Source organism: Cupriavidus sp. H39 (assembly GCF_050271075.1).
In the GTDB taxonomy this organism is placed as follows: Bacteria; Pseudomonadota; Gammaproteobacteria; order Burkholderiales; family Burkholderiaceae; genus Cupriavidus; species Cupriavidus necator_B.
The window spans coordinates 2,865,734-2,890,981 of sequence record NZ_CP189848.1 but is presented as its reverse complement, the minus strand read 5'-3'; the positions used below and the strand labels follow the sequence as shown (position 1 = coordinate 2,890,981).

Genomic DNA, 25,248 nt, shown 5'->3' with positions numbered 1-25,248 from the left:
CCGCGACATGCCATCCGGCCAGCTCGATTTCATTCCCGCCGTCGGTACGGCGGCCTTCACCCCGGAACAGGCGCGCCTGCTGACGCTGGCCAACCGCCTCGGCCGCGAGCGCTTCGCGCCCCGCGCGGCCACCTGGGACCGCGAGGCCAGCTTCCCGTTTGCCAACTACGATGACCTGCGCGAGGCCGGCCTGCTGGCGCTGTGCGTACCGCAGGCGTTCGGCGGCGCGGGCGCGGACTTTGCCACCTACTGCATGGTCGGCGCCGAGATCGGCCGCTTCTGCGGCGCCACTGCGCTCACGTACAACATGCACATCTGCTCGACCATGTGGACCGGCGTGCTGTCCGACGGCATCGACATGACGCCGGCACAGCGCGCCGAGCACCAGGCCCGCCGCGAACTGCACTTCGCGCGCGTGGTGCGTGAGGGCGCGGTGTACGCGCAGCCATTCTCCGAAGGCTCGGCCGCCGCGGCGGGCAAGGCGCCATTCGGCACCACGGCGCGCAAGGTCGAGGGCGGCTGGGTGCTGAACGGGCGCAAGATCTTTGCCTCGCTGTCCGGCGCGGCCGACTATTACGGCATCCTGTGCACCGAGGACCGCGGCGACCAGCATCCGGACATGCGCGACACGCTCTACATTGCCGTGCCCGGCCAGGCGGATGGCCTGACCGTGACCGGCGACTGGGACCCCATGGGCATGCGCGGCACGGTGTCGCGCACGCTGCTGCTCCAGGACGTATTCGTGCCCGACCACGAGCAGCTGATGCCGCGCGGGGTCTACTACCGCGCCGCGCAGACCTGGCCGGCGATGTTCTTCACGCTGTCGCCGACCTACCTTGGCGTGGCGCAGGCGGCGTACGACTTTACCGTGCAGTACCTGCGCGGCGAGGTGCCGGGCCAGCCGCCGGTCAAGCGCCGCATGTACCCGACCAAGCAGATTGCGGTGGCGCAGATGCGGATCCAGCTGGAGGCCATGCGCTCGCTGTTCTGGCGCGCAATCCACGAGGCCAGGCCCAATCCGTCCAAGGACGAGCGCCTGCGCCTGTACGCCGCGCACTACACCGTGATGGAAGGCGCCAACGATATCGCCCGGCTGGCAATCCGCACCTGCGGCGGCCAGTCGATGCTCAAGGACCTGCCGCTGGAACGGCTCTACCGCGATTCGCGCTGCGGCGCGCTGATGCTGCCCTGGACCGCCGAGCTGATCCTCGACCGCATGGGCCGCGAAACCTTGTACGAATCCGGCGAGCGCGACGAATGAGCACGCCGCCTCGTGCCACGCGGCCCGGAGCAACCGGGCTGGGCGCGCTGCCGGCCATGCTCCATGGCCATGCCGCCGCGGCGCCTGACCGGCCGGCGCTGCACTATCTAGGCCGGACCTTCACCTACGGCAAGCTGTGGCAACGCGTCGAGCGCGCCAGCGCCCACCTGGCCGCCACCTGGGGCATCCGCGCCGGCGACCGCGTCGGCACGCTGTGCCTGAACCACGAACTGCAACTGGTGCTGCTGTTCGCCTGCGCCCGTGTCGGGGCGATGTTTGCGCCGCTGAACTACCGGCTGGCGCCGGCCGAGTTGCGGGCGATTGCCGCCCACGCGCAACTGGCCGCGCTGTTCCATGATGCGGCCCATGAAGCGCTGGCGCGCGACGCCGGCGCTGGCCTGGTGGTGCCGCTAGAGCGGTTGATTGATGATCCGGCGCCGCTCGGCGTGAGCCATGCCACCGTGCCGGACCATGCGCCGCTGCTGCTGGCCTATACCTCCGGCACCACCGGCAAGCCCAAGGGCGCGGTGCATACCCAGGCCGGCTTGCTGGCCAATGCGCGCGCCAGCTGGTGGGCGCACGGCATGACGCCGGACGACCACGTGCTGTCGGTGCTGCCGCTGTTCCATGTCGGCGGGCTGTGTATCCAGACGCTGCCGGCGCTGCTGGCCGGCGCGCAGGTCACGCTGCATGACCGCTTCGCGCCGCAGGCGTGGCTGGAGGCGGTGGCCCGGGTGCGGCCGAGCCTGTCGCTGATGGTGCCGGCGACGCTGCGCGCGGTGCTGGAGCATCCGGGCTGGGCCGATGCCGATCTGTCGGCGCTGCGCGGCGTGATGGCGGGATCGTCGACCATCCCGCGCTCGTATATCGAGGCGTTCCACGCCCGTGGCGTGCCGCTGGGGCAGGTTTATGGCGCCACCGAGACCGGCCCGGTGTCGGTGGTGCTGAAGCTGGAAGAGGCCATGGCGCGTCCCGGCTATGCCGGCTGGCCGCAGCCCGAGGCCGACGTGCGCCTGGCCGGCCCCGACGGCGCCGAGGTGCCGCCGGGCGCGGTCGGCGAGCTATGGGTGCGCGGCGCCAATCTCATGGCGGGCTACTGGAACCAGCCCGACCACGGGCTGCCTGGCGGCTGGTTCCATTCCGGCGACCTCGCGCACCGCGATGCCGACGGCTGCATCGAGGTGGTCGGCCGCAGCAAGGACATGATCATCTCCGGCGGCGAGAACATCTACCCGGCCGAGATCGAGAACGTGCTGGTCGGCCTGCCCGGCGTGCAGGAATGCGCGGTGGTCGGCGTGGCCGATGCGCGCTGGGGCGAAGTGCCGGTGGCGGTGATCGTGCCGGCGCCGGGGGCGCCGCACGGTGCGCTGGCGGCCGAACCGCTGCGCGAGCTGCTGGCCGCGCGCATCGCCCGCTTCAAGCTGCCGCGCGAGGTGGTGCTGATGGACGACCTGCCGCGCAGCGCGCTGGGCAAGGTGCTCAAGCCGCAATTGCGTGCCATGCTCGAGGCCTGGCGCCAGTCCGGCTGAATCCGCTGCAAATGCGCCGATCTGCGCTTATGCTTGAGGCCGTGGCACGACAGACCACAACCCAAGGGAGCGGCGCAAATGGAACATGGATTGGAAACCGCCACGCTGGGCGGCGGGTGCTTCTGGTGCCTGGAAGCGGTTTACCAGCAGGTCGACGGGGTCGTCGCGGTCGAGTCCGGGTACACCGGCGGGCATGTCGACCACCCGACCTACCAGCAGGTCTGCGAAGGCGCTACCGGCCATGTCGAAGTGGTGCGCGTCAGCTTCGATCCGTCGGTGATCAACTACCGCGAGATCCTCGAGATCTTCTTCGCCATCCACGACCCGACCACGCCGGACCGGCAGGGCAACGACGTGGGGCCGCAATACCGCTCGGCCATCTTTACGCATTCGGAGGCGCAGCGCGCGACGGCCGAGTACGTGATGCGCGAACTGGCCGCCGCCAAGGTGTTCGATGCGCCGATCGTGACGCAGGTCGAGCCGGAGCAGCCTTACTGGCGCGCCGAGGCCAGCCACCAGAACTACTACCAGGACCATCCCAGCCAGGGCTACTGCGCGTTCGTGATTTCGCCCAAGCTGGCCAAGTTTCGCAAGCAGTTCGGCGCGAAGCTGCGCAAGTAAGGGACAAGGGCGGGCGCCGGCGCGGCGGCGCGGTCAGCGCTCCAGCCGCGCCGCGATAGCCTCGGCCAGCCGCACGCAGCTCAGCGGTGCGCAGCCTTCGGCGTTGTTGCTGACGATGACGATGGCGGGCTGCCCCGCGCGCAGCGTACGCGCCACCACGTCTGCGATGGCGTGGCGGGTATCGGGATCGTCGTCGACGATGCGGTCGAAGGGCGCATAGCGCTTCTCCGCGTAGGCGTAGGGGCGGCCCGCATGCAGCATCCAGCGCAGCACCAGCGGACCCGCCGCGGCTTCGTCCATCAGGGCCTGCGCCGCCGCCTGGCGCGGCACCGGCGGCAGCCGGTCGCGCGCCGACAGGCAGAAGCGCACGCCGTGGCGGCGCAACAAGCGGATGTAGCGCGGCGTCAGCAGGGCCGGATCGCGCAGCTCGACGGCATAGGCGGCGTGCGGGGTCAGCGCGGGATCCAGCGCCGGCAGCGCGCCCAGGAAGGCGTCGAGCCGCTCCAGGAATACCGCGCTGTCGGCCAGCGGGCCCATCGGCGACAGCTGGAACAGCAACGGCCCGCACTTGTGCCCCAAGCCTCTGGTAGCCGGCACGATGAAGTCGTGTGCCGCGATCTCTGCGTCCAGGAAGGCGGCGTTGGCCAGCCGGCCTTCGCCGTCGGGGCCGCGCAGCCAGGCGTCGCAGACGCTGGCCGGGGCCTTGACCAGGAAACGGAAGCCCTCCGGCACCTGCGCCGCATAGGACAGGTAGTCGGCCAGCGGGATCGGCCCGTAGAAGCCGCGGTCGATGCCGGCGGCGCGCAGCAGCGGGTGGCGCGAATAGGCGGCCAGGCCCTTGCGCGAGAGCAGGCTGTCGCCGTACTCGCCGTCATAGACCAGCCCGTTCCAGCCGGGATAGGCCCATGACGAGGTGCCGAAATACAGATGCGTCGGCAGCCGCGCGGCGAGTGCCTGCAGCGCCGGCGATGCCGGCAACGGCTGCACGCTCTTGCCGCGCGCGGGCTTGCCCGGCGAGTCGGGCGGAGCGGCCACGCCGCGAGCTGGTGTGGCGGCCGGGGCGGGCAGGGGCAGCCCGCCAAAGAGATCTTCAGTCAAGCGCCTGGGTTGCCTTCAGTCGGTCCGGCCGATGGGCTGCTCGTAGATATAACGGCGCGACCATGGCAGCGAGTCGGCCTGCAGCCCGGACTTGTGGCATACCACCTGGTAGATCGACATCTTCTCGGTCTCGAAGGCGTGCGCGCAGCCGGCCAGGTAGACGCGCCAGATGCGGTATTTCTTCTCGCCGACCAGGCTGCGGATGGTGTCGCCGCGCGCTTCGAAGTTGTCGGCCCAGTGGTGCAGCGTGCGCGCGTAGTGGCGGCGCAGCAGCTCGACGTCGAAGGCTTCCAGGCCGCCCTGCTGCAGCGTGCGCAGCACCAGCCCGATATGCGGCAGTTCGCCCTGCGGGAACACGTAGCGGTCCATGAACTCGGCGCCATCCATCGGCGTCGCGCCGTTGTCCGGGTCGGGCGAGGTGATGCCGTGGTTCATGGCAAAGCCGTCGTCGGCCAGCAGCTCGCGGATGCGGCTGAAATAGCCCGGCAGGTTGTCCTTGCCCACATGCTCGAACATGCCGACGCTGGTGATGCGGTCGAAGGTGCCGGCGGTGTCGCGGTAGTCCTGCAGCCGGATCTCGATGCGGTCGGACAGGCCCGCGGCCCGGACGCGCTCGGTGGCCAGGTCAAACTGGTTCTGCGACAGCGTGATGCCGACGCAGCGCGCGCCGAACTTCTGCGCGGCGCGCATCACCAGCGCGCCCCAGCCGCAGCCGATGTCGAGCAGCGTCTGGCCCGGCTGCAGCCGGATCTTGGTCAGGATGTGGTCGATCTTCTTGATCTGCGCGGTGGCCAGGTCTTCGTCGCCGTGCTCGAAGTAGGCACAGGAGTAGACCATGTTGGGATCGAGCCAGAGCTGGTAGAAGTCGTTGGAGACGTCGTAGTGGTACTGGATCGACTCCTTGTCTTCCTGCTTGGTATGGGTGAAGTGCTGCGCCACCTTGTACAGCGCCCCGCCGGCGCGCCGCGTGGCCGCGGCCGAGAAGCCGTAGCCCACCTTGATGATGTCCGCCAGCCGGCCCTCGAAGTCGATCTTGCCCTGGACGTAGGCTTCGCCCAGGTTGTCCAGGCTTGGTGTCAGCAACAGCGGCAGGGCCGCCGCTTCGCGCACGGTCAGCGTCACCACCGGCTTGTCGAATTGCCCGAGCGGGTATTCGGCGCCATTCCACAGCCGCAGGCTGACCGGGAGATTGGCGTTCTCTCGCAGGTCGGCGATCCAGTTGTCGAGTTGCTTTTCCAGGGTTTGCTTGAAAAACATGCGCTTTACCTCCCGATGGTTGCGGCACACGCTTCGGCGGACGCATCAGGCAAGGCGGGAACTGCGCGCAAACCTTGCACGATCCGTCGCGAGCGCTGCAAGAAAAGAGTAGCCAAGCGACGCCTGTCTCACTTTAATCCAATTCCGCAGCCTGTGCAGCGCACCGTCCGGAAGACCCTGCCGGCGTCCCGGCAAGGCGGTAGCGCGGACGCGCGATGCGTCCGCCGGCTGGCTCAGGGCGACAGCCGCACGATCTGCCAGTCCGCGCCCGGCTGGATCCGGTAGGCGATGCGGTCGTGCAGTCGCGACGGCCGGCCCTGCCAGAATTCCAGTGCGGTCGGTACCAGGCGGTAGCCGCCCCAGTGGGGCGGTCGCGGCGGGTTTTCGCCGAACTTGCTGCGGTATTCCTGTTCGCGCTGTTCCAGCACGTCGCGGCCGGGCACTTCCCGGCTCTGCGCGGAAGCCCAGGCGCCCACCCGCGAGCCCAGCGGGCGCGTGGCGAAATAGGCGTCGCTTTCGTCCTCGGAGACCTTTTCGACGCGACCTTCGACGCGCACCTGGCGTTCCAGCTGCACCCAGTGGAACAGCAGCGCGGCGCGCGGGTTAGCCGCCAGGTCCAGGCCCTTGCGGCTTTCATAGTTGGTGAAGAAGGTGAAGCCGCGCTCGTCGATGCCCTTGAGCAGCACGATGCGCGCCGAAGGCTGGCCGTCGGCGTCGACCGTGGCCAGGGTCATGGCATTGGGTTCGGGCAGCTTGGCCGTGACCGCTTCGTCAAACCAGCGTTTGAACTGGCTCATCGGGTCGGGGGCCACGTCGGATTCGGACAGGGCGCCCAGCACATAGGTGCGGCGCAGGTCGGCAAGTTGGGTCATGTCGCAATCATCTGGGAATCGGTCCGGAAGCGCGGTGCGCCCGGGGGGCGGGGGCCGCAGGTCCGGCTGATTCGAGTATAGCGAATGCGCCGGGGGCCGCATTTGCGCAGCGACAAGCGGTATCGGGCGCAGCACCCGCAGGTATCACCCGCCCGCGCTCGGCTGTGCCGGCGGCGCCAGCGCCTTGCGTCCCTGGCGCCGCGAATAGTAGCCGGCCGCGCCCATCGCGCCCGCCATCGACAGGAAAATCGGCAGCATGCCCAGCGCCGTGCCGACCACGCCGAAGGTAAGCGGCCAGACCACCTGGCTGGTGTTCAGCACCGCCGAGCGCAGGCCCAGCGCCTCGCCCGCGCGGCCGTGCGGCGACGCACTGTGCAGGATATTCATGACATTGGGCTGGGCGCTGCCCAGCGCCAGGCCAAGCACGAAGGCCAGTGCGCACATCAGCCAGAAGTGCGCGACAAAGGGGTAGGTCAGGTAGGCCAGCGCGCCGACCAGCAAGGCGGCGCGGATGATCTTCCATTCCGACAGCCGGCGCGACACCGCCGGCATCGCCACCCGGATGGCGAAGGTGGCGATGGCGAAGGCGCCCAGCACCCAGCCGATCGAAGACGGCGACAGCCCGATGCGCGAGCCCTGGATCGGGATCAGGAACGCGTGCAGGTCCCATGCGGCCGACAGCACCGCGCTGGCGATGAAGACCGCGCGCAGTTCGGGATGCTGCAGCAGGTCCAGGGTGGAGTGGCGGGTGCCGTCCTCGATGGCGATGCGTCCGGCGTTGCCGCCGTGCGCGGGCAGCCGCGGCCGCACCCATTGCAGGCCCGCCTGCCCGGCCAGCGCCACCGCCGCCAGCACCGCGAAGGCAGGGCGGAAGCCCGCATGCTCGATCATGTAGCCCATGGCCACCGGCCCGAGCGTGCCGGACACCGACAGCCCCAGCGCATGCCAGGTGTAGTTGCGCAGCCGGGTGGCATCGGTCGAGACCTGCCCGATCAGCAGCTGCATCGCCACCTGGACCAGCATGAAGCCGACCCCGATCAGCGCGCACGACAGGTACAGCGCGCCCAGCTGGTGCCACAGCGCCGGCAGCAGCGTGCCTGCCACCACCATCAGCGAGCCCGCCGTCATCGGCTTGCGCGGGCCGATCTGGTCGATGCGCTTGCCGGCGCGGATCGCCAGCAGCATCGGCAGCAGCGCGTACAGCGACATCAGCACGCCCAGCGTGATGGTGGAAGCCTTGAGGGAAATCGCGAACAGCGACACCACCACGCGGCTGGCATTGAAAGCCACGTGGTTGCACACCGTCAGTGCGATCAGCCAGGTGATCGGCGGGACGGCGGCATGCGTCAGCGTCATGGGGCGGGGTGAAGGACGTTGGTGGGACCGTTCTCGGTGCCGGCGGAGCGCCGTGCCAAGGCGGCGAATCAGGAAAATGGCCGCAGACCTGCGGCGAAAACAAAGGGCGGCCGCAGCCGCGCCTTTCGAAGGACGCCCACGGGCGAGCCCGCGCCGCGTCCAATGCTTGCCATGCTTAACTTCTTGTAAATGGCCGTTTAATTATGCGCCTGAGCGCGGCGCGGTACAACGGCAACGTGCGTCAACTTGTCGCAGCAGGGCGAAGTGTTGCGATTTTGTTTAATCCCGGGGCCGCCGGTCGGACATGGCAGCCCCGGGATGGCGTGCGCGCCTTTGCGCGGGGGGCGTGGCGAGGGGATTTATCCGCCCTGGTAGAACGACCGGTCGTTGGCCGGGCGCTGTGGCGGGCGCTGGCCCGCCGGCCGGGTCGGCTCGCGCTGGCCGGTGGTGGCAGGCTTGCCGGTGCCGGCCGCGGCGGCCGGCGCACCGGGCCGGCTGGCCGCGGCCGCTGCGCCGCGGGTGTCGGCAGGCGCCGCCGCTGCCTTCGGATCCTGGTAGGTCTTGCCCGGCGGCGGCGCGGTCGGGCGCTTGCGCAGGTCGGCCAGCAGCCTGGCGCACTGCGAGTCGTCGCCGCCCGGGGAGATGTCAAGCAGCGGCTGCACCGCGGTGGCCACCGGGGCCAGCAGCGCCAGCGACAGCGCGCCGCCGGCGCGCAGCGCCAGCACGCCGATATCGGGGCTGACCCGCGGGTGCTTCATGGTGCCACCGACATACAGCGGCGAGCGCAGCGAGAAGATGCGCAGGCCCTTGGAATCGGGATGGATGGTCAGCGCCAGCCGCTCGCTGCGCAGGTCGATGCCGCCGGTGGTCTCGATCACCGCGTCGTGCGTGTCCAGCACGAAGGTGCGCGCGCGCGCCACGCCGTCGGTCATGGCGAAGTCGCTGACGCCGCAGTTGATCTGGACCGGCTTGTCGCCGAACAGCTTCGAGACCACCACGCTGCCGACATTCAGGCCGATCGCCTCGAGCAGGAACTTGCTGACCGTGCCGTTCTCGACCAGCAGCCGCGCCTCGCCGTTGGACGAGCCCAGCAGCGCCGCCACCGAATTGCCGGTGGCCGACAGCTTGGCGCTGCCGTTAAGCTCGCCGATGCTGGCGCGCATCAGGTCGACGGTCGGGAACAGTTGCTTGAGCTTCATGCGCCGCGCGGTCATGTCGACCATCGCGCCCATCGGCTCGCGCTTGCCGTCGAGGCGCACGGTCGAGACCAGGTTGCCGCCCGCCACGCCGAAGTTGAGCGGGTCGAGCAGCAGCACGCCGTCCTGCAGCTTCAGGTGGGTGACCAGGTCGGTGATCGGCAGGTCGGCATCGCGGATGATGCGCTTGCCGGTGAAATGCACGTCGGCGTCGATTTCATCCCAGCGCTCGGTGCGGAACGGTGCCACCGGCAGCGCCTTGTCCGCCGGCTGGGCCACGGGGCTGTCCTTGGCCGGGCGGCCGGGCTCGGCGTCAGCGCCGATCAGCGGGGCCAGGTCGACAAAGCGCAGCTGGTTCGACACCAGGTTGCCCGCCAGCAGCGGGCGCGGCTCGCGCTTGGTGAAGGTCAGCGTGCCGGACAGGTCGCTGCCGCCGACGCGGCCGGTGAACTTCTGGTACTCGTAGATCGAGCCTTCCTTGCGCAGCGTCGCCATCAGCCGCCCGCGGGTCTGGTACGGCGGCGTCGACGGCAGCACCACGCCGGTCAGCGCGTAGAGCTTGGCCATGCTGTCGCCGGCAAGCGTCAGGTGTACGTCCAGCGCGGCGAGGTGTGCCGGGTTGGTGACCGTGCCTTCGATCTGCGCGCGCGTGCTGCCCACGCGCACATCGGCCTGGATCGGGAACGGCACGTCGGTATTGCGCAGGCTCAGCACCGTGCCGGCGCGGCCGTTGGCGTTGATGGTGGCGTCGTTGTAGCGTCCGGTCGCCTTCCAGCGCACGCCATAGCGGCCGTCGCCGCCATTGGCGGGCGCGGCGGAGGCCGGACCCCCGGCCCGTGGCGACGATGCCGCCTGGGGCGCGCTGGCCGGCGGGCCGGGCGGCACGGCGGACGCCTGCGGCTCGATCAGAGCACCGTCGCGCGCCTTGTCATAGAGCGGCGCATTGCCGATGGTGTCGAGTTCCGCCTGCAGCGAGATCTTCTTGAGCTGGTCGGTCAGCGCCAGGTTGCCGCGTGCCAGCACCACCTCGCCGATATCCAGGTGCCATTTGGAAGTGCCCTTCTTCGGGCCGGTCTCGAAGGTCCAGTTGTTGCGGCTGTCGGCCAGGCGCTCGAGCCAGACCGCCGGGCTGTCGATGACGATGGTCGGCACCGCGATTTCGTTGGCCAGCAGCGGCAGCGGGCGCAGCACAAAGATCAGCTCGCGCACGGTCGCCATATTGGGCTGCGCGGCCCAGTCCGGGTTGCCGACGGTGATGTCGCGCGCCGACAGCCGCGGCCACGGCACCAGCGTGCGCCAGCCCTTCTCGCCCTCGCCGCGGCGCCAGGTCACGGTCAGGTCGCCATTGATGGCAAAGGGACGGCCGATGGCTTCGGAGACACGGTCGTTGAGCCAAGGCTTGATCCGGTTCCAGTCGAAGGTCAGGATCACGATCACCAGCAGCGCGATCAGCGCAACCGGTGTCAGCACACTCCACAGAACGACCTTGCGGCGCACGGGCATGAGTCGGGCTCTCCTGGCTGGGCGGGGCGGCGAACGGACCACTGCAGGTCTATTGTATAGTTGCGCGCTTCCCGTCCTTGTCGGGGACTGGCTGACATCGCCGCCGGAAAACGCCGGATTTTTTGCCCTGGCGTGGCCGTGCCCGGCGCGGCCGGCGTCCCGCGATACCAGCTTTCCCTTATGAACGATGCCGCACACGAGCTGGCCGGCCTGCCAGAGCCGCTGACCCATGAAAGCCCGGCCGACGACGATTACCACCGCCGCTTCGGCGGCGTGGCGCGGCTGTACGGCGCCGCTGGCCTGGCCCGGCTGGAGGCGGCGAGCGTGTGCGTGGTCGGCATCGGCGGGGTCGGCAGCTGGGCCGCCGAGGCGCTGGCGCGCAATGCGGTGGGCCGCATCGCGCTGATCGACCTGGACCATATCGCGCTGTCCAACACCAATCGCCAGATCCATGCCCTGGGCGACGCCTACGGGCGTGCCAAGGTCGAGGCCATGGCCGAGCGCATCGTTGCCATCAACCCGCGTTGCCGCGTGACCCAGGTTGACGATTTCGTCACCGCCGACAACGTGCCGCAGCTGCTCGGCGCCGGCTATGACTATGTGATCGACGCCATCGACGCGGTGCGGGTCAAGATCGCCATGCTCGGCTGGGCCCGGCGCCAGGGCGTGCCGGTGATCACCTGCGGCGGCGCCGGTGGCCAGCTCGACCCGACCCGCGTGCGCATCGACGACCTCGCGCGCACGATCCAGGATCCGCTGCTGTCCAAGGTGCGCGCCGGCCTGCGCAAGCAATGGGGCTTTACCCGCGACCCGAAAAAGAAGTTTGGCATCGCGTCGGTCTATTCGGATGAGCCGCTGCAATACCCGGAGCCGGAGCAGCAGGCCTGCGAGATCGACGAGGCGCCGCCGGAGGCCCCGGCTGGCCAGCCCGCCGCGCGCGGCCCTCACGGGCTGGCCTGCGCGGGCTTCGGCTCGTCGGTGGCGGTGACGGCGGTGTTCGGCTTTGTCGCGGCGTCGGCGGTGATCGGCGCGATCGCGCGCGGCTGAGGCCTTGCGCCGCCGGGCCGTTCAGGCGCTCAGCGCGCGCAGCAGCGCGTCGACCTGGGCATCCCCAGGTGCCTGGTTGTCGAAAAAGATCAGTTCCGGATAGTCATCGGGCGTGGGCATGAAGCGCCGGGTCCGGTACGCGTCCCAGTGGGCCAGCTTGTACGCGTCGTTGGGGTTGCCGCGCCGGATGATGCGCGCGTGGGCCTCGTCCTCGGGCAGGTGGACCCAGACCGTGCGCACGGTGGTGCCGGCGGGGACGTGCAGCCAGTCCGGGTCGTTCAGCAGGTGGGCCCGGATCTCGCGCGACAGCGGGCCGATCACGATCGCGCTGATGCCCAGCGCCAGGTTCTCGCGCGCGGTGTCGAGCAGGCCCTGGTATTCGGGGTCGCGCAGGTGGTCCAGGTAGGCCGGACTGTCGCGGTCGTTGGGGTCGCCGGTGATGGCGGCCATGGCCGCGGCGCTGTAGCGGCCGTACAGCGTGTCCTTGTCGAGCAGGCAAAACGGCTCGCCGGTGGCCTGCATCAGCGGGCCGATCAGGCGATGGGCGAGGGTGGTCTTGCCGGTGCCGGCGTGGCCGCAGAAGAAGATCAGTCGTGGCATGAGCGAAAGCGGTGGCGCTACGGGTGATGGACGGGGCGCATGGTCCACAGCATACCCCCTCGCTTGCGCCAGATCAGGCCCGGGCCGCGCTGATTGGGTATCCTTGCCGTTTTTCTCCCACGCTTGCCGCCGCCTCCCATGGACGCCAAAGACCAGCTTTCCTCCGCCGGCCTGCCGGATCACCTGCATCTGGGCGAACCGGTCACCGATGCCACCCACGCCGAGTTCGTGCAGCTGCTGGCCGCGGTGGCCGGCGCCAGCGATGACGCTTTCCTGCCGGCGATGGACGCCTGGATCGACCACACCCGCCATCATTTCGCCCAGGAAGAGCAATGGATGGAGGCCATGGGCTTCGGGCCGCGCCATTGCCACGCGGGCGAGCACCAGCAGGTGCTGGCGGTCGCCGTGGCGGTGCGCGACAAGGTGCACAGCGACGCCGAGTTCCAGCTTGGCCGCCGGCTGGTGGCCGAGCTGTCAGGCTGGTTCGACCATCACGTCAAGTCGATGGACGCGATGATGGTGGAGCATATGCGCGAGCACGGCTTCACGCTGGTCGAGGGCCCCGCCACGGCGGCGTGATCGTGGCGGGCGCGGCGGGCGCAGCGCTCAGGCCGGGCGCGCCGCGTCGCGGTCGATCACCACGAAGTATTTGCGCACCGGGGCCAGCACTTCGAACAACCCCGTAAAACCGCCCGGTATCACGCAGGCATCGCCGGGGCCGAATTCACTGGCCTCGCCGCTGTCGTCGCTGATGCGGATGCGGCCGCTGAGCACGTGGAAGAACTCTTCCTTGCCGACCGGGAAGGCGATGCGCCAGGTGCCCGGCTCGCACGCCCAGATGCCGCAATCGAAATCGCCGTGCTGCGCGCTGTAGTGGGTCCAGGTGGTGCGGTCCGGATTGCCCGACACCAGCCGGTCGGCGCGCGGACGGTCGTGGCTCGGGGCGGGCTCTGACTTGAAATCGATCAGGCGGGGCGCAGACATGGCGATCGGCTCCCCGCTCAGTTCAGCGACGTGCTGAGTTGCCGGCGCCAGCGCGACACCACCTCCGGCTGGTCGGCCAGCATCTCGAACACCGACAGCATGGTCTTGCGGCCGATATCGTCCTCGAAGCCGCGGTCGGCGCGCACGATTTCCAGCAATTGCGCCAGCGCGGGCTCATATTGCTGGCGCGCGATCATCAGCCGCGCCAGGTCCCTGCGCGCGGCGAGGTCGCGCGGATCATTGTCGATGCGGCCGGCCAGGGTGGCCTCGTCGGGCAGGCCGGCGGCATTCTCCATGGCTTCGATGCGGGTGCGCAGCGCGCCGTAGCCATCTTCCTGCTCGGCGCGCGGCGACAGCGCGGCGAATTCGGCCGTGGCCCGGTCGATGGCGTTGCCGTCCAGCAGGAAGCCGATATAGGCCAGCCGCGCCACGTCGGATTCCGGATCGGCCGCGATCGCATCGGCGAACAGGGTCTCGGCGCCGTCGCGGTTGCCGGCGGCGGCCAGTGCCTGTGCCTCGGCCAGCGGCGAGGGGGCCTGGCCCGGCGCCAGCCGGCCCAGGAACTCGCGCAGGCCCGACTCCGGCAGCACGCCGACGAACTGGTCCACCGCCTGGCCGTCGGCAATCGCCACCACATGCGGAATGCTGCGCACGCCGAAGTGCGCGGCCAGCTCCTGGTTCTCGTCGACATTGACCTTGACCAGCTTCCACTGGCCGTCCGCCTCGGCTTCCAGGCGTTCCAGCATCGGGCCCAGCGTGCGGCAGGGGCCGCACCACGGGGCCCAGAAATCGACCAGCACCGGGGCCTGGCGCGAGGCGTCCATCACTTCGGTTTCGAAATTCTGCAGGGTGACGTCGCTCATGGGGAGTCCTGGACGGGAGAAAGGTGGGGAATCGATACCCCTATTGTGAGGGCGAAGGCGCCGAATGCAACGCCCGTTGCCATGGGCGGGTCGCGTTGGTTCGGGAAGTCCCCGGTTGAAAATAGAACGATCGTTCGGTTATAGTCCTTGACCATACCGAAACACCGGTCCGCGAGACCGCACAGGAGACCATCCATGCCGACCCCCGCCCGCCCGCATTTCCAGTTCTGGCCAAAGCGCCTGCCGACCGCCATCGTGCTGCCGGAAACGTCGCTGTGGGCCAACCTGGAGGTGTCGGCGCTGCGCTATGCCGACAAGGCCGCAATCCGCTATTTCGGAAACGCCACCAGCTTCCGCGCGCTGCACGACCAGGCCACCGCGCTGGCGGGCTGGCTGCAGCAAAAGGCGGGCGTTAAGAAGGGCGACCGGGTGCTGCTGTACATGCAGAACTGCCCGCAGTTCATCGTCAGCTACTACGCCATCCTGCGCGCCGACGCGGTGGTGGTGCCGGTCAACCCGATGAACCGCGCCGAGGAATTCAAGCACTACGTCACCGATGCCCAGGCGCGCGTGGCGATCTTCACCGCCGACCTTGCCGCCGGGGTCGAGCAGGCTCATGCCGAGCTGGCGCCGGCGGAGCGCCTGCAGCACCTGCTGGTGACGCAATATGCCGACGCGCTGCCGCCGGCCCACGAACATCCCGAAGACGCGCCGCCGGCGTGGCTGACCACGCCGCATCCGTTGCCGGCCGGCGCCACCGCATGGGCCGACGCGCTGGGCGCTGGCCTGCAGCCCGGCCCGCATACCGCCGGCCCCGACGACATGGCGGTGATGCCGTACACCTCGGGCACCACCGGCTTCCCCAAGGGTTGCATCCATACCCACCGCTCGGTGATGCACAACGTTGTCGGCGGCGCGACCTGGTCGGGTTCGGGCGCGGAATCGGTGGTGCTGTCGGTGCTGCCGCTGTTCCATGTCACCGGCATGCAATACGGCATGAACGGCCCGATCTACAGCGGCGCCACCGTGGTGATGCTGCCGCGCTGGGACCGCGAAGTGGCGGGGCGCCTGATCTCGCGCTACCAGGTCACGCACTGGACCAATATCCCGACCATGGTGATCGACTTCCTGGCCAGCCCCAACCTGGCCGAATTCGACCTGTCGAGCCTGCGCTATATCGGCGGCGGCGGCGCGGCCATGCCGCAGGCGGTGGCCGAGCGCCTGCGCGAGCAGTTCGGGCTGAACTACCTGGAAGGCTACGGCCTGTCCGAGACCATGGCACCGACCCACAGCAACCCGTCAGACCGGCCCAAGCTGCAGTGCCTGGGCGTGCCGACTTTCAACACCGACGCGCGCGTGGTCGACCCGGTCACGCTGAAGGAGCTGCCGCCCAACGAGATCGGCGAGATCATCGTCAGCGGTCCGCAGGTATTCAAGGGCTACTGGGGCAAGGAAGATGCCACCCGCGACGCCTTCATCAAGTTCGAGGGCAAGACCTTCTTCCGCACCGGCGACCTCGGCCGCATGGACGAGGAGGGCTATTACTTCATCACCGACCGCCTCAAGCGCATGATCAACGCGTCGGGCTTCAAAGTCTGGCCGGCCGAGGTGGAGAACCTGCTGTACAAGCACCCGGACGTGCAGGAGGCCTGCATCATCGGCACGCGCGACCCGTACCGCGGCGAAACCGTCAAGGCGGTGGTGGTGCTGCGCGCCCATGCCAAAGGCAAGACCACGCCCGAGCAGATCATCGAATGGGCCAAGGACAACATGGCCGCCTACAAGTATCCGCGCGTGGTGGAGTTCGTCGACGCGCTGCCCAAGTCGGGCACGGGCAAGGTGATGTGGCGCCATCTGCAGGAAAGCGAGAACGCGCGCAACCCTGCCACAGGCGCGGCGCCGGCGGCCTGAGGCAGCGCAGGCGGGCGTGAAAAAGGCTGGTCGGGCGACCAGCCTTTTTTTGTATGCGCGCGGTGCCGTGCTCAGTGCCCGCGCACCCGCATCAGCATCTTCACCATGGTCTTGTAGCCGCGCTCGCGCGCATGGCGCGTGGGCGTCACGCCTTCGCGGTCGGCCAGGTTGGCGTCCGCGCCCGCATCCAGCAGCAGCTGCACGATATCCTCGTAGCGCGCGCTGCCGTCGCCGAGGATCACCGCCTCGAGCAGGGCGGTCCAGCCCAGGTCGTTGACGTGGTCGACGGCGATGCCGGCCTTCAGCAGCAGCTTCACCACTTCGACATGGCCGTGCTGGCTGGCGACGATCAGCGCGGTGCCGTCGTAGCGGTCGGTGCTGGCGAGGTCGGCGCCATGCGCCAGCGCCAGCCGCACCACGTCGGCCTGGCCGGTGGCGGCGGCCAGCAGGAACGGGCTGTTGGCATCGGCATCCTTCAGGTTGACGTCGGCGCCGGCCAGCAGCAGCGTGCGCGCGACCTCGGTGCGGCGGTTCTGCACCGCCGCCAGCAGCGCGCTGCGGCCCCGTTCATCGGCCGCGCGGGCCGAGGCGCCGGCAGCCAGCAGGCGCGCCACCAGTTCCTGGTCGCCGGCGCTGGCGGCGGTGATCAGGTTGCGGTCGAGGGTGCCGATGGCATCGCGGCGTGCCGAGGCGTGGTTGGCCGTGCCGTGCGCCGGGCGCGTGGCGGGCTGGCTGGCGGCACCGCTGGCGGGCCGTGCCGCCAGCGTCTGGCCGCCTTGCGCCGCCAGCAGGCCGCCGCCCATCAGCAAGCCCACCAGGCCCAGCAACTCATTGAGTGCCTGTCTGCGGGTGCGGGCGGCGGGGCGCGTCATGGCGGCAGCTCCTGGGCTCAGACGGTTTCGTGAGGGCTGGCCAGCCGCGCGGCGCGTTCGGCGTCGGCGGCATCATCGGCCTGCAACTGGCGCCACAGCCGCCCGAGGTAGGGATCGTCGACGCCGTTGGTGGCCAGCCCCAGCAGGGTTTGCTGGAGGTATTCGCGCGCCGGGCCGTAAAGCCCGGCGGCATGGCGCAGCCGTTCCACCACGCTGGCGTCTGGCAGCCGGCCGGCGTAGGCCTCGTGGGAACGGTTCATGACGAAGGCCAGCGCGCGCTGCTCGGGCGCGCCGGCCGCGCCGACGCGCAGGCGCAGCCAGCGCGGATGGTAGGCGCCGGTCAGCATCTCGCGGCGCCACAGCACGCGGAACTCCTGCTCGACCACGTGGCTGGGCACGCGGAACACCATGCCATGGCAGCAGCCGCCGCGGTCCAGGCCCAGCACCAGGCCGGGATTGTCCCACGTGCCGCGATTGATGCGGGAATAGAGATAGAAGCCGCGGTGATAGCCGTGCACCGTGGCGCGCTGGCGCTCGGTATGCACCACCATCGGGTTCCAGATCAGCGAGCCGTAGCCGAAAACCCAGACATCGCCGCCCAGCGCCGGATCGTCGGGGCGACGCGCCAGCGTATCGGCCAGCGACTGTTCCAGCGCCGCCTCGGGCAACAGCGAGGACGCGACCGGGGTGCTGCACAGCGAGGTGCGCAGCCGGTCGGATTCGAGGTCCTGTCGCGTGATGGCCATGCTGCAAGCATAAATCAAAGCAGCGTCCCGGGCGGGCAGGGGAAATGCCACAAGTGGCAGTTTGGCTCGGAAATGTCTGAGTCAGCGGGGCAGGTGTGGGCGCCTGACAACGGTCATGGCCGTGTGCCGCCGCTGCCACGCGCCATGGCCGGGCTGCGCCGCCCTTTGTCGGCGGTCAGGCCGGCGCGAAATGCGCGCCGCTGGCAGCGCCGAGTCCTTACAATGGGACCTCAATCCAACCAGGGGGAACCCGCGATGGCACGTACGCTTACGGTGGTGTTCGGCAGCGGCAAGGCGTTTGACTTCACGATCGGCACGGACGAGCTGGCCGCGGTCACCGAGGATGCCGCCTGGCGCTGGTTCGACCGGGAATACACGGAGCTGGACTGTCAGGCATCGAGCCCGGTGGGCAAGGTGCTGGTGATCGACAAGATCCTGAATGTCGCCAAGTTTTCGGGAGAAGCACGCTTTTCCGGCGATGCTGCCTGGGCGCAGGATTATGCGCGCCATGCGGCGCGGCTGCTGGACCGCGACAAGGTCCGCGTCGATGTCGGCAACGCCGCCATCGGCTTCTGAGGCGCCCCGGCGCAGGGCGCCCGCACTGAAGACTTCGGCCGGACGCTGCCCCCGCGCGTACGGGAGCAGCGTCGCGCCGTTTTAGACCGCCAGCAGTTCCACTTCAAACAGCAGCGTGGCGTTCGGCGGAATCACGCCGCCGGCGCCGCGCGCGCCGTAGCCCAGGTCGGCCGGGATCACCAGGCGGCGCACGCCGCCCACCTTCATGCCCTGCACGCCCTCGTCCCAGCCGCGAATCACATGGCCGGCACCCAGCGGGAACACGAACGGGTCGTTGCGGTCCTTGCTCGAATCGAACTTGCGGCCAGCCTGGCCGTTCTCGTACAGCCAGCCGGTGTAGTGCACGGTGACGTGCTTGCCGGCGGTGGCTTCGGCGCCGGCGCCGACGGTGGTGTCTTCGTATTGCAGGCCAGAGGGCGTGGTTTGCATGGCGTATTTCCTTCCGATGGGAACAGACGTGAAGAGAGATGAACGCAGCGCGGCTGCGTTCAGGCTTGGGCGCGCTGGAGCACATCCAGCGTCAGTTGCACGTTATGGTCGTCGTCGGCCACCCAGATATCGCCGTCCTGGATGGTCACCGACAGGCGCATGGCCCGCTGCGCCAGCGCGGCCAGCGCGTCGACGGCCTCTGCCGGGACATTGTAGACGGTGACGTTGCGCAGCTTGCCGGCCTTGCCCGCCATGCCCTTCCACCATTCGCGCGCGCTGGCGGCGTTGTAGGTGTAGACGGTCACGCGCTCGGCACGGGACGCGGCGCGTTTCAGGCGGGCTTCGTCGGGCTGGCCCAGTTCGACCCAATGGGCGATGTCGCCGGTCAGGCGCTTGTCCCACAGGTCGGGCTCGTCGGGCTCGTCCAGGCCGCGGGTGAAGGCCAGGGTTTCAGTGGCTTCGCAGGCAAAGGCCAGCAGGCGCACCATCATGCGCGCATCGTTCTCGGACGGGTGCTGGGCGATGGTCAGGCTGTGGCTGCCGTAGTAGGGGCGGTCCATGTCCGAGACGGACAGGTCGGCCTTGAAGATGGTGGATTTGAGCGCCATGAGGTGAAGTGAGCGGCAGGCGCCCCGGGCTGGGGTGCGTACGACGCAAAAGGCCGCATCATACGCGATTCAAAGCGAGCGATTCAAAGCACGCCATGCAAAGCCGGCGGCTCAGCGCTTGCGGTATTCCTTCAGGTAGAAGCGCAGCAGCGCCGAGACCAGAAGGGTGCCGAGGAAGGCCGCCGCCACCAGCAGCGCCTGGCCCGGCGCGGTATCGAGCTGGCCCGCCAGGCCGAGGCGGAACAGCCAGGTGGCGACCATCATCGCCAAAAACGGCATCAGCAGCGCGCCGCGCCCGTAGCTACGCACGGCCCACAGCGGGAAGCGGCGCAGGAAGTCGCCCGGAATGCTGCAGGCCAGGCAGGCCCCCGCAGCCGCCAGCGCGGCGGCCACGATGTCGCCGGAATGAATCTCGAACATGGTCTCTGTCTCGCGTCGCCGCACACGCGGACGGGCGTGGCAGGAATTTGGCAAAGCGCTGATTCTACAAGAGAAATTTGTGCCGCAGGTGACGAGTAGGGTAAGCGCGGGGTTAGCGCGGGGCGCTCTCGGCGGGCGATGCCTCGACCGCCACTTGCAGCGTCACGGTGTCGCCGACCTCAGGCAGGAAGCGGGTCATGCCAAAGGCACTGCGCGGCACTTCGGCGCGGAAGTCGCCGCCGCAGACCTGCCGGCGCACCCCGAACAGCGTGACCTCGCCGCAGCGGAAGCGCTCGGCCACCAGGCGCACGGGCCGGGTCGCGCCGTGCAGCGTCAGCTCGCCCTCCACGGCGGCAAGGCGGCCGGCTTCCATCGAGAACCGGTCCGCCCGCAGCCGCGCCAACGGGTGCTGGGCAATATCGAAGAACTGTGCCGAGCGCAGCACGCCGTCCAGCGTGCGGTTGCCGGTATCGACGGAGCCCAGGTCGACGGTCACGTCGAGCGCGCCGGCGCCGCTGTCCGCGTCATAGAGCAGGCGCCCGTCGATCTTGCCGAAGCGCCCGCGCACCGAACTGCGCTCGAAATGGCTGGCCGAAAAATAGACGGTGGTATGGGCCGGATCGAGGATGTACTCGACCGGAGCCGCATGGGCGCCGGCCATGCCGGTGGCGGCCAGGAGAACCAGCGCGCGCAGGGCCATGGGTTTCAGGGGATAAACACCGGCAGCAGGAAGATCCCCACCACCGTCAGGTAGCCGATGGTCCAGCACAGCGTGCGCAGCGTGGCGCGGTCGGTGATGTAGCACAGGGTGTAGAGCAGGCGTACCGCGATAAAGGCCAGCGCCAGTTCGTCAATGCGGGCCTGCGGCGCCTGCAGGTGGGTGGCGCTCAGCACCGCGGCGGCAAAGAAGGGAAAAGCCTCGAAATGGTTGCGGTGCGCCATGTCGGCGCGGCGCGGGCGGCCGGATTGCCGATCCAGCCAGCCGCGCGGGTCATGGTTGTCGAAGCCCGGCGCACCGGCCTTGGCAATGGCCACCGTCGCCAGCGGCAGGATGCCGGCCAGCAGCACGCACCAGAAAGCGATCGGCATGGTTTTCCTTTCGGTTGCAGTGCCGGCGCACGCCACACGGGCTGCGCCGGCCGGACCGCATGGTCAGGCCGCGACCACGCGGATCTCGATGCCCGCCAGGCCCACCACCTGCCCGGCGCGGATCTTCGCAGTCTTGCGCGATTCGGGCGCGCCGTCCACCGACACTTCGCCGGCGGCGACCAGCGCCTTGCCGGCGCCGCCGCTGTCGCACACGCCCGCCAGCTTGAGCAGGTCATTGAGGGCGATGAACTCGCCCTCGAGCGGGAAGGTGATGGTCTGCACGGCTGTCTTGCCAGGTCTGGCCATCACTTGCCCCAGCTGTCTTTCAGGCCGACGGTGCGGTTGAACACCGGCTTGCCCGGCGTCGAATCGCTGCGGTCGGCGACAAAGTAGCCATGGCGCTCGAACTGGAAGCGGTCTTCCGGCTGCGCTTCGCGCAGGCCCGGCTCCAGGTAGGCGGTGATCACCTGCTTGGAGTTCGGGTTGAGCGCATCGAGGAAGTTCTTGCCGCCGGCATCCGGATTGGGATCGTTGAACAGGCGGTCGTACAGGCGCACCTCGGCTTCATACGCATGCGCCGCGCTGACCCAGTGGATCACGCCCTTGACCTTGACGCTGTCGGCGCCTGGCGTGCCGCTCTTGGTGTCGGGCAGGTAGCTGGCATGCACGGCCACCACATTGCCGTCGGCATCCTTGTCCACGCCGGTGCACTCGATCACATAGCCGTACTTGAGCCGCACCTTGTTGCCCGGGAACAGGCGGAAATAGCCCTTGGGCGGGGTCTCGTTGAAGTCCTCGCGCTCGATCCACAGCTCGCGCGACAACGGGAACACCCGCTTGCCCAGTTCCGGCTTCTTCGGATGGACCGGGGCCGAGCATTCCTCGCTCTGGCCTTCGGGGTAGTTGTCGAGGATCAGCTTGAGCGGGTCCAGCACCGCCACGCCACGCGCGGCGCGGCCGTCGAGGTCGTCGCGCACCGAGCCTTCGAGCGTGCTCATGTCGATCCAGCTGTCGGCCTTGGCCACGCCGACGCGGTCGCAGAACAGCTGGATCGATTCCGGGGTGTAGCCGCGGCGGCGCACGCCCACCAGCGTGGGCATGCGCGGATCGTCCCAGCCGTCGACACGCTGTTCGGCGACCAGTTGCTTGAGCTTGCGCTTGCTGGTGATGGCGTAGGTCAGGTTCAGCCGCGCGAACTCATACTGGTGCGGCAGCGGGTCGCGGAACACGCCGCTGTCGCGCAGGTGCTCCAGCACCCAGTCGTACAGCGGGCGGTTGTTCTCGAACTCCAGCGTGCACAGCGAGTGGGTGATGTTCTCCAGCGCGTCCGAGATGCAGTGCGTGAAGTCGTACATCGGGTAGATGCACCACTTGTCGCCGGTGCGGTGATGGTGCGCGTGGCGGATGCGGTAGAGCACCGGGTCGCGCATAACGATGTTGGGCGCGGCCATGTCGATCTTCGCGCGCAGCACGTGCTCGCCGTCGGCGTACTTGCCGGCGCGCATGTCGCGGAACAGCTGCAGGTTTTCCTCGACAGTACGGTCGCGGTACGGCGACGGCTTGCCCAGCTCGGAGAAGTTGCCGCGGGTGGCGGCGATCTGCTCGGCCGACTGGCTGTCGACATAGGCCGCGCCGCGCTCGATCAGGGTTTCGGCAAAGGCGTAGAGCTGGTCGAAGTAGTCGCTGGCGTAGTACAGGTGCGGCTGCTTCTGGCCGTCCTTGCCCGCGCTGTCCCAGGAGAAGCCGAGCCAGTGCACCGCGTCGATGATGGAATCGACGTATTCGGTGTCTTCCTTGACCGGGTTGGTGTCGTCGAAGCGCAGGTGGCAGCGGCCGCCGTAGTCGCGCGCGAGCCCGAAGTTCAGGCAGATGCTCTTGGCATGGCCGATATGCAGATAGCCGTTGGGCTCCGGCGGGAAGCGGGTGATGACGGTCGGCAGCGGCTCGCCGTCCTTGTCCTGGCGGCCGGCGTAGGTGCCGGCGGCGAGATCCTGGTCGATGATGCTGCGCAGGAAGTTGGAGGCGGCGGGGGTGCTGTCGGTAGGCTTGTTGTCGTGGCTCATGATGGCGCCGGTTGGCCGGCCGCAAGCGCCTGGAGGCGTCGGGCCGGGTCGTCAGATTGCGTGGCGGAATGCCAATAGCGGGATTTTACCGTGCCTGCGGCGCCGCACGCCGTGCGCATCGGCGCATTTGTGGACTTGCCCGTTGCGCGCGCGGTCGGACGCAGCGGAAAGTGATGTGTCGGAGTAGCATGGAGGCCCGTGCCGGCCAGCCACGGCGGCGCGTCACCCATCGCAGCAGGAACGCCATGAACGCCTCCCCCGATGCGGCACAAGTGCCGCCCATGCCCCACGATGTCGTTGCCGCGCTGTGGCGCGATGCCGGCCTGCCGGCCGAGGCGCTGGCCCACCTGCGCCTGGACGGTGCCGAACCGGTACTGCCGTCGAGCTTTGCCGTGGGCACCGCGGCGCAGGCCAGCCTGGCCGCATCGGCGCTGGCCGCTGCCACGCTGTGGCAAGCGCGCGGCGGCGCCTGGCAGGAGGTCAGCGTCGACATGCGCCACGCCATCACCGAGTTCCGCAGCGAGCGCTACCTGCGCGTCGACGGCGGCCCGGCGCCCGAGCTGTGGGACCAGATCGCCGGCATCTACCGTTGCGGCGACGGCCGCTGGGTCCGCCTGCACACCAATTTCCCGCATCACCGCGACGGCGTGCTGCGCCTGCTGGGATGCGCCTATGACAAAACGGCGGTGCAGGCGGCGCTGGAAAAATGGGAGGCCGAGGCGTTCGAAACGGCGGCGTCCGACGCCGGCCTGGTGGTGGCCGCGCTGCGCAGCTTCGACGAATGGGACCGCCATCCGCACGCCGCGGCGCTGCGCGGCCTGCCGCCGGTAACGCTGGAGCGGATCGGCGACGCCCCGCCGCAGCCGCTGCCGGCGCCGGTGTCCGCGCAGGCGCAGCCGTTGTCGGGCGTGCGCGTGCTCGATTTCACCCGCATCATCGCCGGCCCGGTGGCGGGCCGCACGCTGGCCGCGCATGGCGCCGACGTGCTGCTGGTCACCGCGCCGCACCTGCCCTCGATCGCACCGCTGGTGATCGACACCGGCCGCGGCAAGCGCAGCTGCCAGCTGGACCTGCGCGATTCCGACGACAAGCGCACGCTGCACAAGCTGCTGCACGGCGCGGACGTGCTGCTGCAAGGCTACCGCCCCGGTGGCCTGTCGGATCTTGGCGTGGGTCCTGAGGCCGCGGCGCGCGCCCGTCCCGGCATCGTCTATGTGTCGCTGACCGCTTATGGCCATGTCGGGCCATGGTCGGCCAAGCGCGGCTTCGATTCGCTGGTGCAGACCGCCACCGGCTTCAACGCCGCCGAGGCGCAAGCGGCGGGCACTGACACACCGCGCCCATTGCCGGCCCAGGTACTGGATCACGCCGCGGGCTACCTGCTGGCGTTCGGCGCGATGGCAGCGCTGCACCGGCGCGCGGTGGAAGGCGGCAGCTGGCACGTGCGCGTGTCGCTGGCGCAGGTGGGGCAGTGGCTGCGCGGGCTGGGGCGCGTCCCCGACGGGCTCAAGGCGCCCGAGCAGAAGATCGACGACGTGGCGGACTTGCTGGAGGCGGTGCCGTCGGGCTTCGGCATGCTGACCGTGGTGCGCCATGCGGCGCGGCTGTCGGCAACGCCGGCGCGCTGGACGCTTCCGTCCGAGCCGCTCGGCACCCACGCGCCGGCGTGGCTGCCGCGCTAGTAGAGCGTGTTGCGCTGCCGCTCGGGCAGCTCGCGGTCATAGGCGGCGCCGTCGATGGCGTTCTGGCTCAGCGTGGCCAGGATCTCGCCGTTGCTCGGCAGCGTCTGCCGCGCGACCTGCGCCTGCGCGTCCCACAGGCGCGAGCGGATCAATGCGCGGGCGCATTGGAAGAACACCGCCTGCACCGTGATCACCAGTACCGTGGTCGGGGCCTTGCCCTCGACCACGCAGCGCGCGACCAGCGCGGGATCGACGCTGATCTGCGCGGTGCCGTTGACACGGATGGTCTCGTTGATGCCGGGGATCACGAACAGCAGGCCCACGCGCGGATCGGCGACGATATTGCGCAGGCTGTCGATGCGGTTGTTGCCGCGCCGGTCCGGCAGCAGCAGCGTGCGGTGGTCCAGCACCTGCACGAAGCCCGGCGCATCGCCGCGCGGCGAGCATTCGGCCCAGTCCTGGCCCACCGTCGATAGCAGGCAGAACGGCGCCGCCTCGATAAAGGCCCGGTAATGCGGATGCAGGTAATCGACTTCCTTGGATAGCGAGGGCGCCGCCGGTTGCGCGTAGAGCGCTTCCAGTTCGGCCAGCGTGGTGATGGCGTGCGGGGTCATGGCAGGCTGGGCGTTGGGGGCGAAAACGTCAATGTAGCGCACAAGCGCAGC

At 69.4% G+C, this 25,248-nt stretch carries 26 protein-coding genes; 8 read left to right on the top strand and 18 right to left on the bottom strand.

Annotation, left to right across the window (positions count from 1 at the left end; all coding sequences use genetic code 11):
• Window positions 1-7 precede the first annotated feature (7 nt).
• The 3 genes from ACOCMH_RS28750 (at window position 8) to msrA (ending at window position 3,411) form a co-directional block, all read left to right on the top strand.
• Window positions 8-1,261: an acyl-CoA dehydrogenase family protein gene (locus ACOCMH_RS28750; protein ID WP_427310729.1), complete on the top strand. Its 1,254-nt coding sequence runs from the start codon at window positions 8-10 to the stop codon at window positions 1,259-1,261.
• Window positions 1,258-2,790, top strand: a complete 1,533-nt coding sequence (locus tag ACOCMH_RS28745) for a class I adenylate-forming enzyme family protein (RefSeq protein WP_427310727.1) — start codon at window positions 1,258-1,260, stop codon at window positions 2,788-2,790. Before ACOCMH_RS28750 ends, ACOCMH_RS28745 begins: the two co-directional genes overlap by 4 nt.
• A gap of 78 nt (window positions 2,791-2,868) precedes the next feature.
• Entirely contained in the window at window positions 2,869-3,411 is a 543-nt protein-coding gene (gene msrA, locus ACOCMH_RS28740) for a peptide-methionine (S)-S-oxide reductase MsrA (protein ID WP_427310725.1), read from the top strand.
• Between the two features lie 33 nt (window positions 3,412-3,444).
• Here the strand turns inward: msrA and ACOCMH_RS28735 are convergent, their stop codons facing one another.
• From ACOCMH_RS28735 to ACOCMH_RS28715, 5 genes are all read right to left on the bottom strand, one after another.
• Window positions 3,445-4,509, bottom strand: coding sequence for a DUF72 domain-containing protein (locus ACOCMH_RS28735; protein WP_427310723.1), 1,065 nt, complete (start codon window positions 4,507-4,509; stop codon window positions 3,445-3,447).
• 15 nt (window positions 4,510-4,524) lie between these two features.
• Window positions 4,525-5,766: a class I SAM-dependent methyltransferase gene (locus ACOCMH_RS28730; RefSeq protein WP_427310722.1), complete on the bottom strand. Its 1,242-nt coding sequence runs from the start codon at window positions 5,764-5,766 to the stop codon at window positions 4,525-4,527.
• A 233-nt stretch (window positions 5,767-5,999) separates the two neighbouring features.
• Window positions 6,000-6,638: a pyridoxamine 5'-phosphate oxidase gene (gene pdxH / locus ACOCMH_RS28725; protein ID WP_427310720.1), complete on the bottom strand. Its 639-nt coding sequence runs from the start codon at window positions 6,636-6,638 to the stop codon at window positions 6,000-6,002.
• A gap of 144 nt (window positions 6,639-6,782) precedes the next feature.
• Window positions 6,783-7,994 carry an MFS transporter gene (locus ACOCMH_RS28720; protein ID WP_427310718.1) on the bottom strand — a complete coding sequence of 404 codons (1,212 nt, stop codon included), beginning with the start codon at window positions 7,992-7,994 and terminating at the stop codon, window positions 6,783-6,785.
• 359 nt (window positions 7,995-8,353) lie between these two features.
• Complete coding sequence (locus tag ACOCMH_RS28715; protein ID WP_427310716.1) at window positions 8,354-10,693, bottom strand: AsmA family protein; 2,340 nt, start codon at window positions 10,691-10,693, stop codon at window positions 8,354-8,356.
• Between the two features lie 180 nt (window positions 10,694-10,873).
• On the opposite strand from ACOCMH_RS28715, the gene tcdA reads away from it, so the two are divergent.
• Window positions 10,874-11,740: a tRNA cyclic N6-threonylcarbamoyladenosine(37) synthase TcdA gene (gene tcdA, locus ACOCMH_RS28710; protein WP_427310714.1), complete on the top strand. Its 867-nt coding sequence runs from the start codon at window positions 10,874-10,876 to the stop codon at window positions 11,738-11,740.
• 21 nt (window positions 11,741-11,761) lie between these two features.
• Here tcdA and ACOCMH_RS28705 read toward each other — a convergent pair whose 3' ends face one another.
• Window positions 11,762-12,340 carry an AAA family ATPase gene (locus tag ACOCMH_RS28705; RefSeq protein ID WP_427310713.1) on the bottom strand — a complete coding sequence of 193 codons (579 nt, stop codon included), beginning with the start codon at window positions 12,338-12,340 and terminating at the stop codon, window positions 11,762-11,764.
• 138 nt (window positions 12,341-12,478) lie between these two features.
• On the opposite strand from ACOCMH_RS28705, the gene ACOCMH_RS28700 reads away from it, so the two are divergent.
• A complete protein-coding gene (locus tag ACOCMH_RS28700) occupies window positions 12,479-12,919 on the top strand; it encodes a bacteriohemerythrin (RefSeq protein WP_427310711.1) in 441 nt (146 codons plus the stop codon).
• A 27-nt stretch (window positions 12,920-12,946) separates the two neighbouring features.
• Here the strand turns inward: ACOCMH_RS28700 and ACOCMH_RS28695 are convergent, their stop codons facing one another.
• Together ACOCMH_RS28695 and trxA are read right to left on the bottom strand one after the other, a co-directional pair.
• Entirely contained in the window at window positions 12,947-13,324 is a 378-nt protein-coding gene (locus ACOCMH_RS28695; protein ID WP_427310709.1) for a cupin domain-containing protein, read from the bottom strand.
• Between the two features lie 17 nt (window positions 13,325-13,341).
• The gene (gene trxA / locus ACOCMH_RS28690; protein WP_427310707.1) at window positions 13,342-14,187 is read right to left on the bottom strand and encodes a thioredoxin; all 846 of its coding nucleotides are present in this window, start codon (window positions 14,185-14,187) and stop codon (window positions 13,342-13,344) included.
• A 195-nt stretch (window positions 14,188-14,382) separates the two neighbouring features.
• Here trxA and ACOCMH_RS28685 point away from each other — a divergent pair, with 195 nt between their 5' ends.
• Entirely contained in the window at window positions 14,383-16,098 is a 1,716-nt protein-coding gene (locus ACOCMH_RS28685; RefSeq protein WP_427310705.1) for a long-chain fatty acid--CoA ligase, read from the top strand.
• A 71-nt stretch (window positions 16,099-16,169) separates the two neighbouring features.
• On the opposite strand, the gene ACOCMH_RS28680 is transcribed toward ACOCMH_RS28685, so the two are convergent.
• Both ACOCMH_RS28680 and ACOCMH_RS28675 read right to left on the bottom strand, forming a co-directional pair.
• On the bottom strand, window positions 16,170-16,970 hold the full coding sequence (locus tag ACOCMH_RS28680; protein WP_427310703.1) for an ankyrin repeat domain-containing protein: 801 nt from the start codon (window positions 16,968-16,970) through the stop codon (window positions 16,170-16,172).
• 17 nt (window positions 16,971-16,987) lie between these two features.
• Window positions 16,988-17,716: a gamma-glutamylcyclotransferase gene (locus tag ACOCMH_RS28675; protein ID WP_427310701.1), complete on the bottom strand. Its 729-nt coding sequence runs from the start codon at window positions 17,714-17,716 to the stop codon at window positions 16,988-16,990.
• Window positions 17,717-17,971: 255 nt separating this feature from the next.
• Here ACOCMH_RS28675 and ACOCMH_RS28670 point away from each other — a divergent pair, with 255 nt between their 5' ends.
• Window positions 17,972-18,292 carry a hypothetical protein gene (locus tag ACOCMH_RS28670; RefSeq protein WP_171516049.1) on the top strand — a complete coding sequence of 107 codons (321 nt, stop codon included), beginning with the start codon at window positions 17,972-17,974 and terminating at the stop codon, window positions 18,290-18,292.
• Window positions 18,293-18,373: 81 nt separating this feature from the next.
• Here ACOCMH_RS28670 and ACOCMH_RS28665 read toward each other — a convergent pair whose 3' ends face one another.
• The 7 genes from ACOCMH_RS28665 to ACOCMH_RS28635 all read right to left on the bottom strand — a co-directional run bounded on the left by ACOCMH_RS28665 (window position 18,374) and on the right by ACOCMH_RS28635 (window position 22,901).
• Entirely contained in the window at window positions 18,374-18,721 is a 348-nt protein-coding gene (locus ACOCMH_RS28665) for an FKBP-type peptidyl-prolyl cis-trans isomerase (RefSeq protein ID WP_010813699.1), read from the bottom strand.
• 59 nt (window positions 18,722-18,780) lie between these two features.
• Window positions 18,781-19,329 carry a YaeQ family protein gene (locus ACOCMH_RS28660; RefSeq protein ID WP_427310699.1) on the bottom strand — a complete coding sequence of 183 codons (549 nt, stop codon included), beginning with the start codon at window positions 19,327-19,329 and terminating at the stop codon, window positions 18,781-18,783.
• Window positions 19,330-19,440: 111 nt separating this feature from the next.
• Window positions 19,441-19,749 (bottom strand): hypothetical protein, encoded by a 309-nt coding sequence (locus tag ACOCMH_RS28655; protein ID WP_427310697.1) that lies wholly within the window; start codon window positions 19,747-19,749, stop codon window positions 19,441-19,443.
• A gap of 112 nt (window positions 19,750-19,861) precedes the next feature.
• A complete protein-coding gene (locus ACOCMH_RS28650) occupies window positions 19,862-20,449 on the bottom strand; it encodes a YceI family protein (RefSeq protein WP_427310695.1) in 588 nt (195 codons plus the stop codon).
• Between the two features lie 5 nt (window positions 20,450-20,454).
• Entirely contained in the window at window positions 20,455-20,838 is a 384-nt protein-coding gene (locus ACOCMH_RS28645; RefSeq protein ID WP_427310693.1) for an MAPEG family protein, read from the bottom strand.
• 63 nt (window positions 20,839-20,901) lie between these two features.
• A complete protein-coding gene (locus ACOCMH_RS28640; protein ID WP_427310691.1) occupies window positions 20,902-21,144 on the bottom strand; it encodes an RNA-binding S4 domain-containing protein in 243 nt (80 codons plus the stop codon).
• Window positions 21,144-22,901, bottom strand: a complete 1,758-nt coding sequence (locus ACOCMH_RS28635; protein ID WP_427310689.1) for a glutamine--tRNA ligase/YqeY domain fusion protein — start codon at window positions 22,899-22,901, stop codon at window positions 21,144-21,146. Before ACOCMH_RS28635 ends, ACOCMH_RS28640 begins: the two co-directional genes overlap by 1 nt.
• A 245-nt stretch (window positions 22,902-23,146) precedes the next feature.
• Between ACOCMH_RS28635 and ACOCMH_RS28630 the strand changes: the two genes are divergently transcribed.
• Window positions 23,147-24,583, top strand: a complete 1,437-nt coding sequence (locus ACOCMH_RS28630) for a CoA transferase (protein ID WP_427310687.1) — start codon at window positions 23,147-23,149, stop codon at window positions 24,581-24,583.
• On the opposite strand, the gene ACOCMH_RS28625 is transcribed toward ACOCMH_RS28630, so the two are convergent.
• A complete protein-coding gene (locus ACOCMH_RS28625) occupies window positions 24,580-25,197 on the bottom strand; it encodes a pyridoxamine 5'-phosphate oxidase family protein (protein ID WP_427310685.1) in 618 nt (205 codons plus the stop codon). The two genes, ACOCMH_RS28630 and ACOCMH_RS28625, sit on opposite strands and share 4 nt — an antisense overlap.
• Between the last annotated feature and the right edge of the window lie 51 nt (window positions 25,198-25,248).

Excerpts from the sequence above, each read along its gene's own strand:
- ACOCMH_RS28750 (WP_427310729.1), top strand. The coding sequence starts at position 8 with ATGCCATCCGGCCAGCTCGATTTCATTCCCGCCGTCGGTACGGCGGCC.
- ACOCMH_RS28745 (WP_427310727.1), top strand. The coding sequence starts at position 1,258 with ATGAGCACGCCGCCTCGTGCCACGCGGCCCGGAGCAACCGGGCTGGGC.
- msrA (WP_427310725.1), top strand. The coding sequence starts at position 2,869 with ATGGAACATGGATTGGAAACCGCCACGCTGGGCGGCGGGTGCTTCTGG.
- ACOCMH_RS28730 (WP_427310722.1), bottom strand. The coding sequence starts at position 5,766 with ATGTTTTTCAAGCAAACCCTGGAAAAGCAACTCGACAACTGGATCGCC.
- pdxH (WP_427310720.1), bottom strand. The coding sequence starts at position 6,638 with ATGACCCAACTTGCCGACCTGCGCCGCACCTATGTGCTGGGCGCCCTG.
- ACOCMH_RS28720 (WP_427310718.1), bottom strand. The coding sequence starts at position 7,994 with ATGACGCTGACGCATGCCGCCGTCCCGCCGATCACCTGGCTGATCGCA.
- ACOCMH_RS28715 (WP_427310716.1), bottom strand. The coding sequence starts at position 10,693 with ATGCCCGTGCGCCGCAAGGTCGTTCTGTGGAGTGTGCTGACACCGGTT.
- tcdA (WP_427310714.1), top strand. The coding sequence starts at position 10,874 with ATGAACGATGCCGCACACGAGCTGGCCGGCCTGCCAGAGCCGCTGACC.
- ACOCMH_RS28705 (WP_427310713.1), bottom strand. The coding sequence starts at position 12,340 with ATGCCACGACTGATCTTCTTCTGCGGCCACGCCGGCACCGGCAAGACC.
- ACOCMH_RS28700 (WP_427310711.1), top strand. The coding sequence starts at position 12,479 with ATGGACGCCAAAGACCAGCTTTCCTCCGCCGGCCTGCCGGATCACCTG.
- ACOCMH_RS28695 (WP_427310709.1), bottom strand. The coding sequence starts at position 13,324 with ATGTCTGCGCCCCGCCTGATCGATTTCAAGTCAGAGCCCGCCCCGAGC.
- trxA (WP_427310707.1), bottom strand. The coding sequence starts at position 14,187 with ATGAGCGACGTCACCCTGCAGAATTTCGAAACCGAAGTGATGGACGCC.
- ACOCMH_RS28685 (WP_427310705.1), top strand. The coding sequence starts at position 14,383 with ATGCCGACCCCCGCCCGCCCGCATTTCCAGTTCTGGCCAAAGCGCCTG.
- ACOCMH_RS28680 (WP_427310703.1), bottom strand. The coding sequence starts at position 16,970 with ATGACGCGCCCCGCCGCCCGCACCCGCAGACAGGCACTCAATGAGTTG.
- ACOCMH_RS28675 (WP_427310701.1), bottom strand. The coding sequence starts at position 17,716 with ATGGCCATCACGCGACAGGACCTCGAATCCGACCGGCTGCGCACCTCG.
- ACOCMH_RS28670 (WP_171516049.1), top strand. The coding sequence starts at position 17,972 with ATGGCACGTACGCTTACGGTGGTGTTCGGCAGCGGCAAGGCGTTTGAC.
- ACOCMH_RS28665 (WP_010813699.1), bottom strand. The coding sequence starts at position 18,721 with ATGCAAACCACGCCCTCTGGCCTGCAATACGAAGACACCACCGTCGGC.
- ACOCMH_RS28660 (WP_427310699.1), bottom strand. The coding sequence starts at position 19,329 with ATGGCGCTCAAATCCACCATCTTCAAGGCCGACCTGTCCGTCTCGGAC.
- ACOCMH_RS28655 (WP_427310697.1), bottom strand. The coding sequence starts at position 19,749 with ATGTTCGAGATTCATTCCGGCGACATCGTGGCCGCCGCGCTGGCGGCT.
- ACOCMH_RS28650 (WP_427310695.1), bottom strand. The coding sequence starts at position 20,449 with ATGGCCCTGCGCGCGCTGGTTCTCCTGGCCGCCACCGGCATGGCCGGC.
- ACOCMH_RS28645 (WP_427310693.1), bottom strand. The coding sequence starts at position 20,838 with ATGCCGATCGCTTTCTGGTGCGTGCTGCTGGCCGGCATCCTGCCGCTG.
- ACOCMH_RS28640 (WP_427310691.1), bottom strand. The coding sequence starts at position 21,144 with ATGGCCAGACCTGGCAAGACAGCCGTGCAGACCATCACCTTCCCGCTC.
- ACOCMH_RS28635 (WP_427310689.1), bottom strand. The coding sequence starts at position 22,901 with ATGAGCCACGACAACAAGCCTACCGACAGCACCCCCGCCGCCTCCAAC.
- ACOCMH_RS28630 (WP_427310687.1), top strand. The coding sequence starts at position 23,147 with ATGAACGCCTCCCCCGATGCGGCACAAGTGCCGCCCATGCCCCACGAT.
- ACOCMH_RS28625 (WP_427310685.1), bottom strand. The coding sequence starts at position 25,197 with ATGACCCCGCACGCCATCACCACGCTGGCCGAACTGGAAGCGCTCTAC.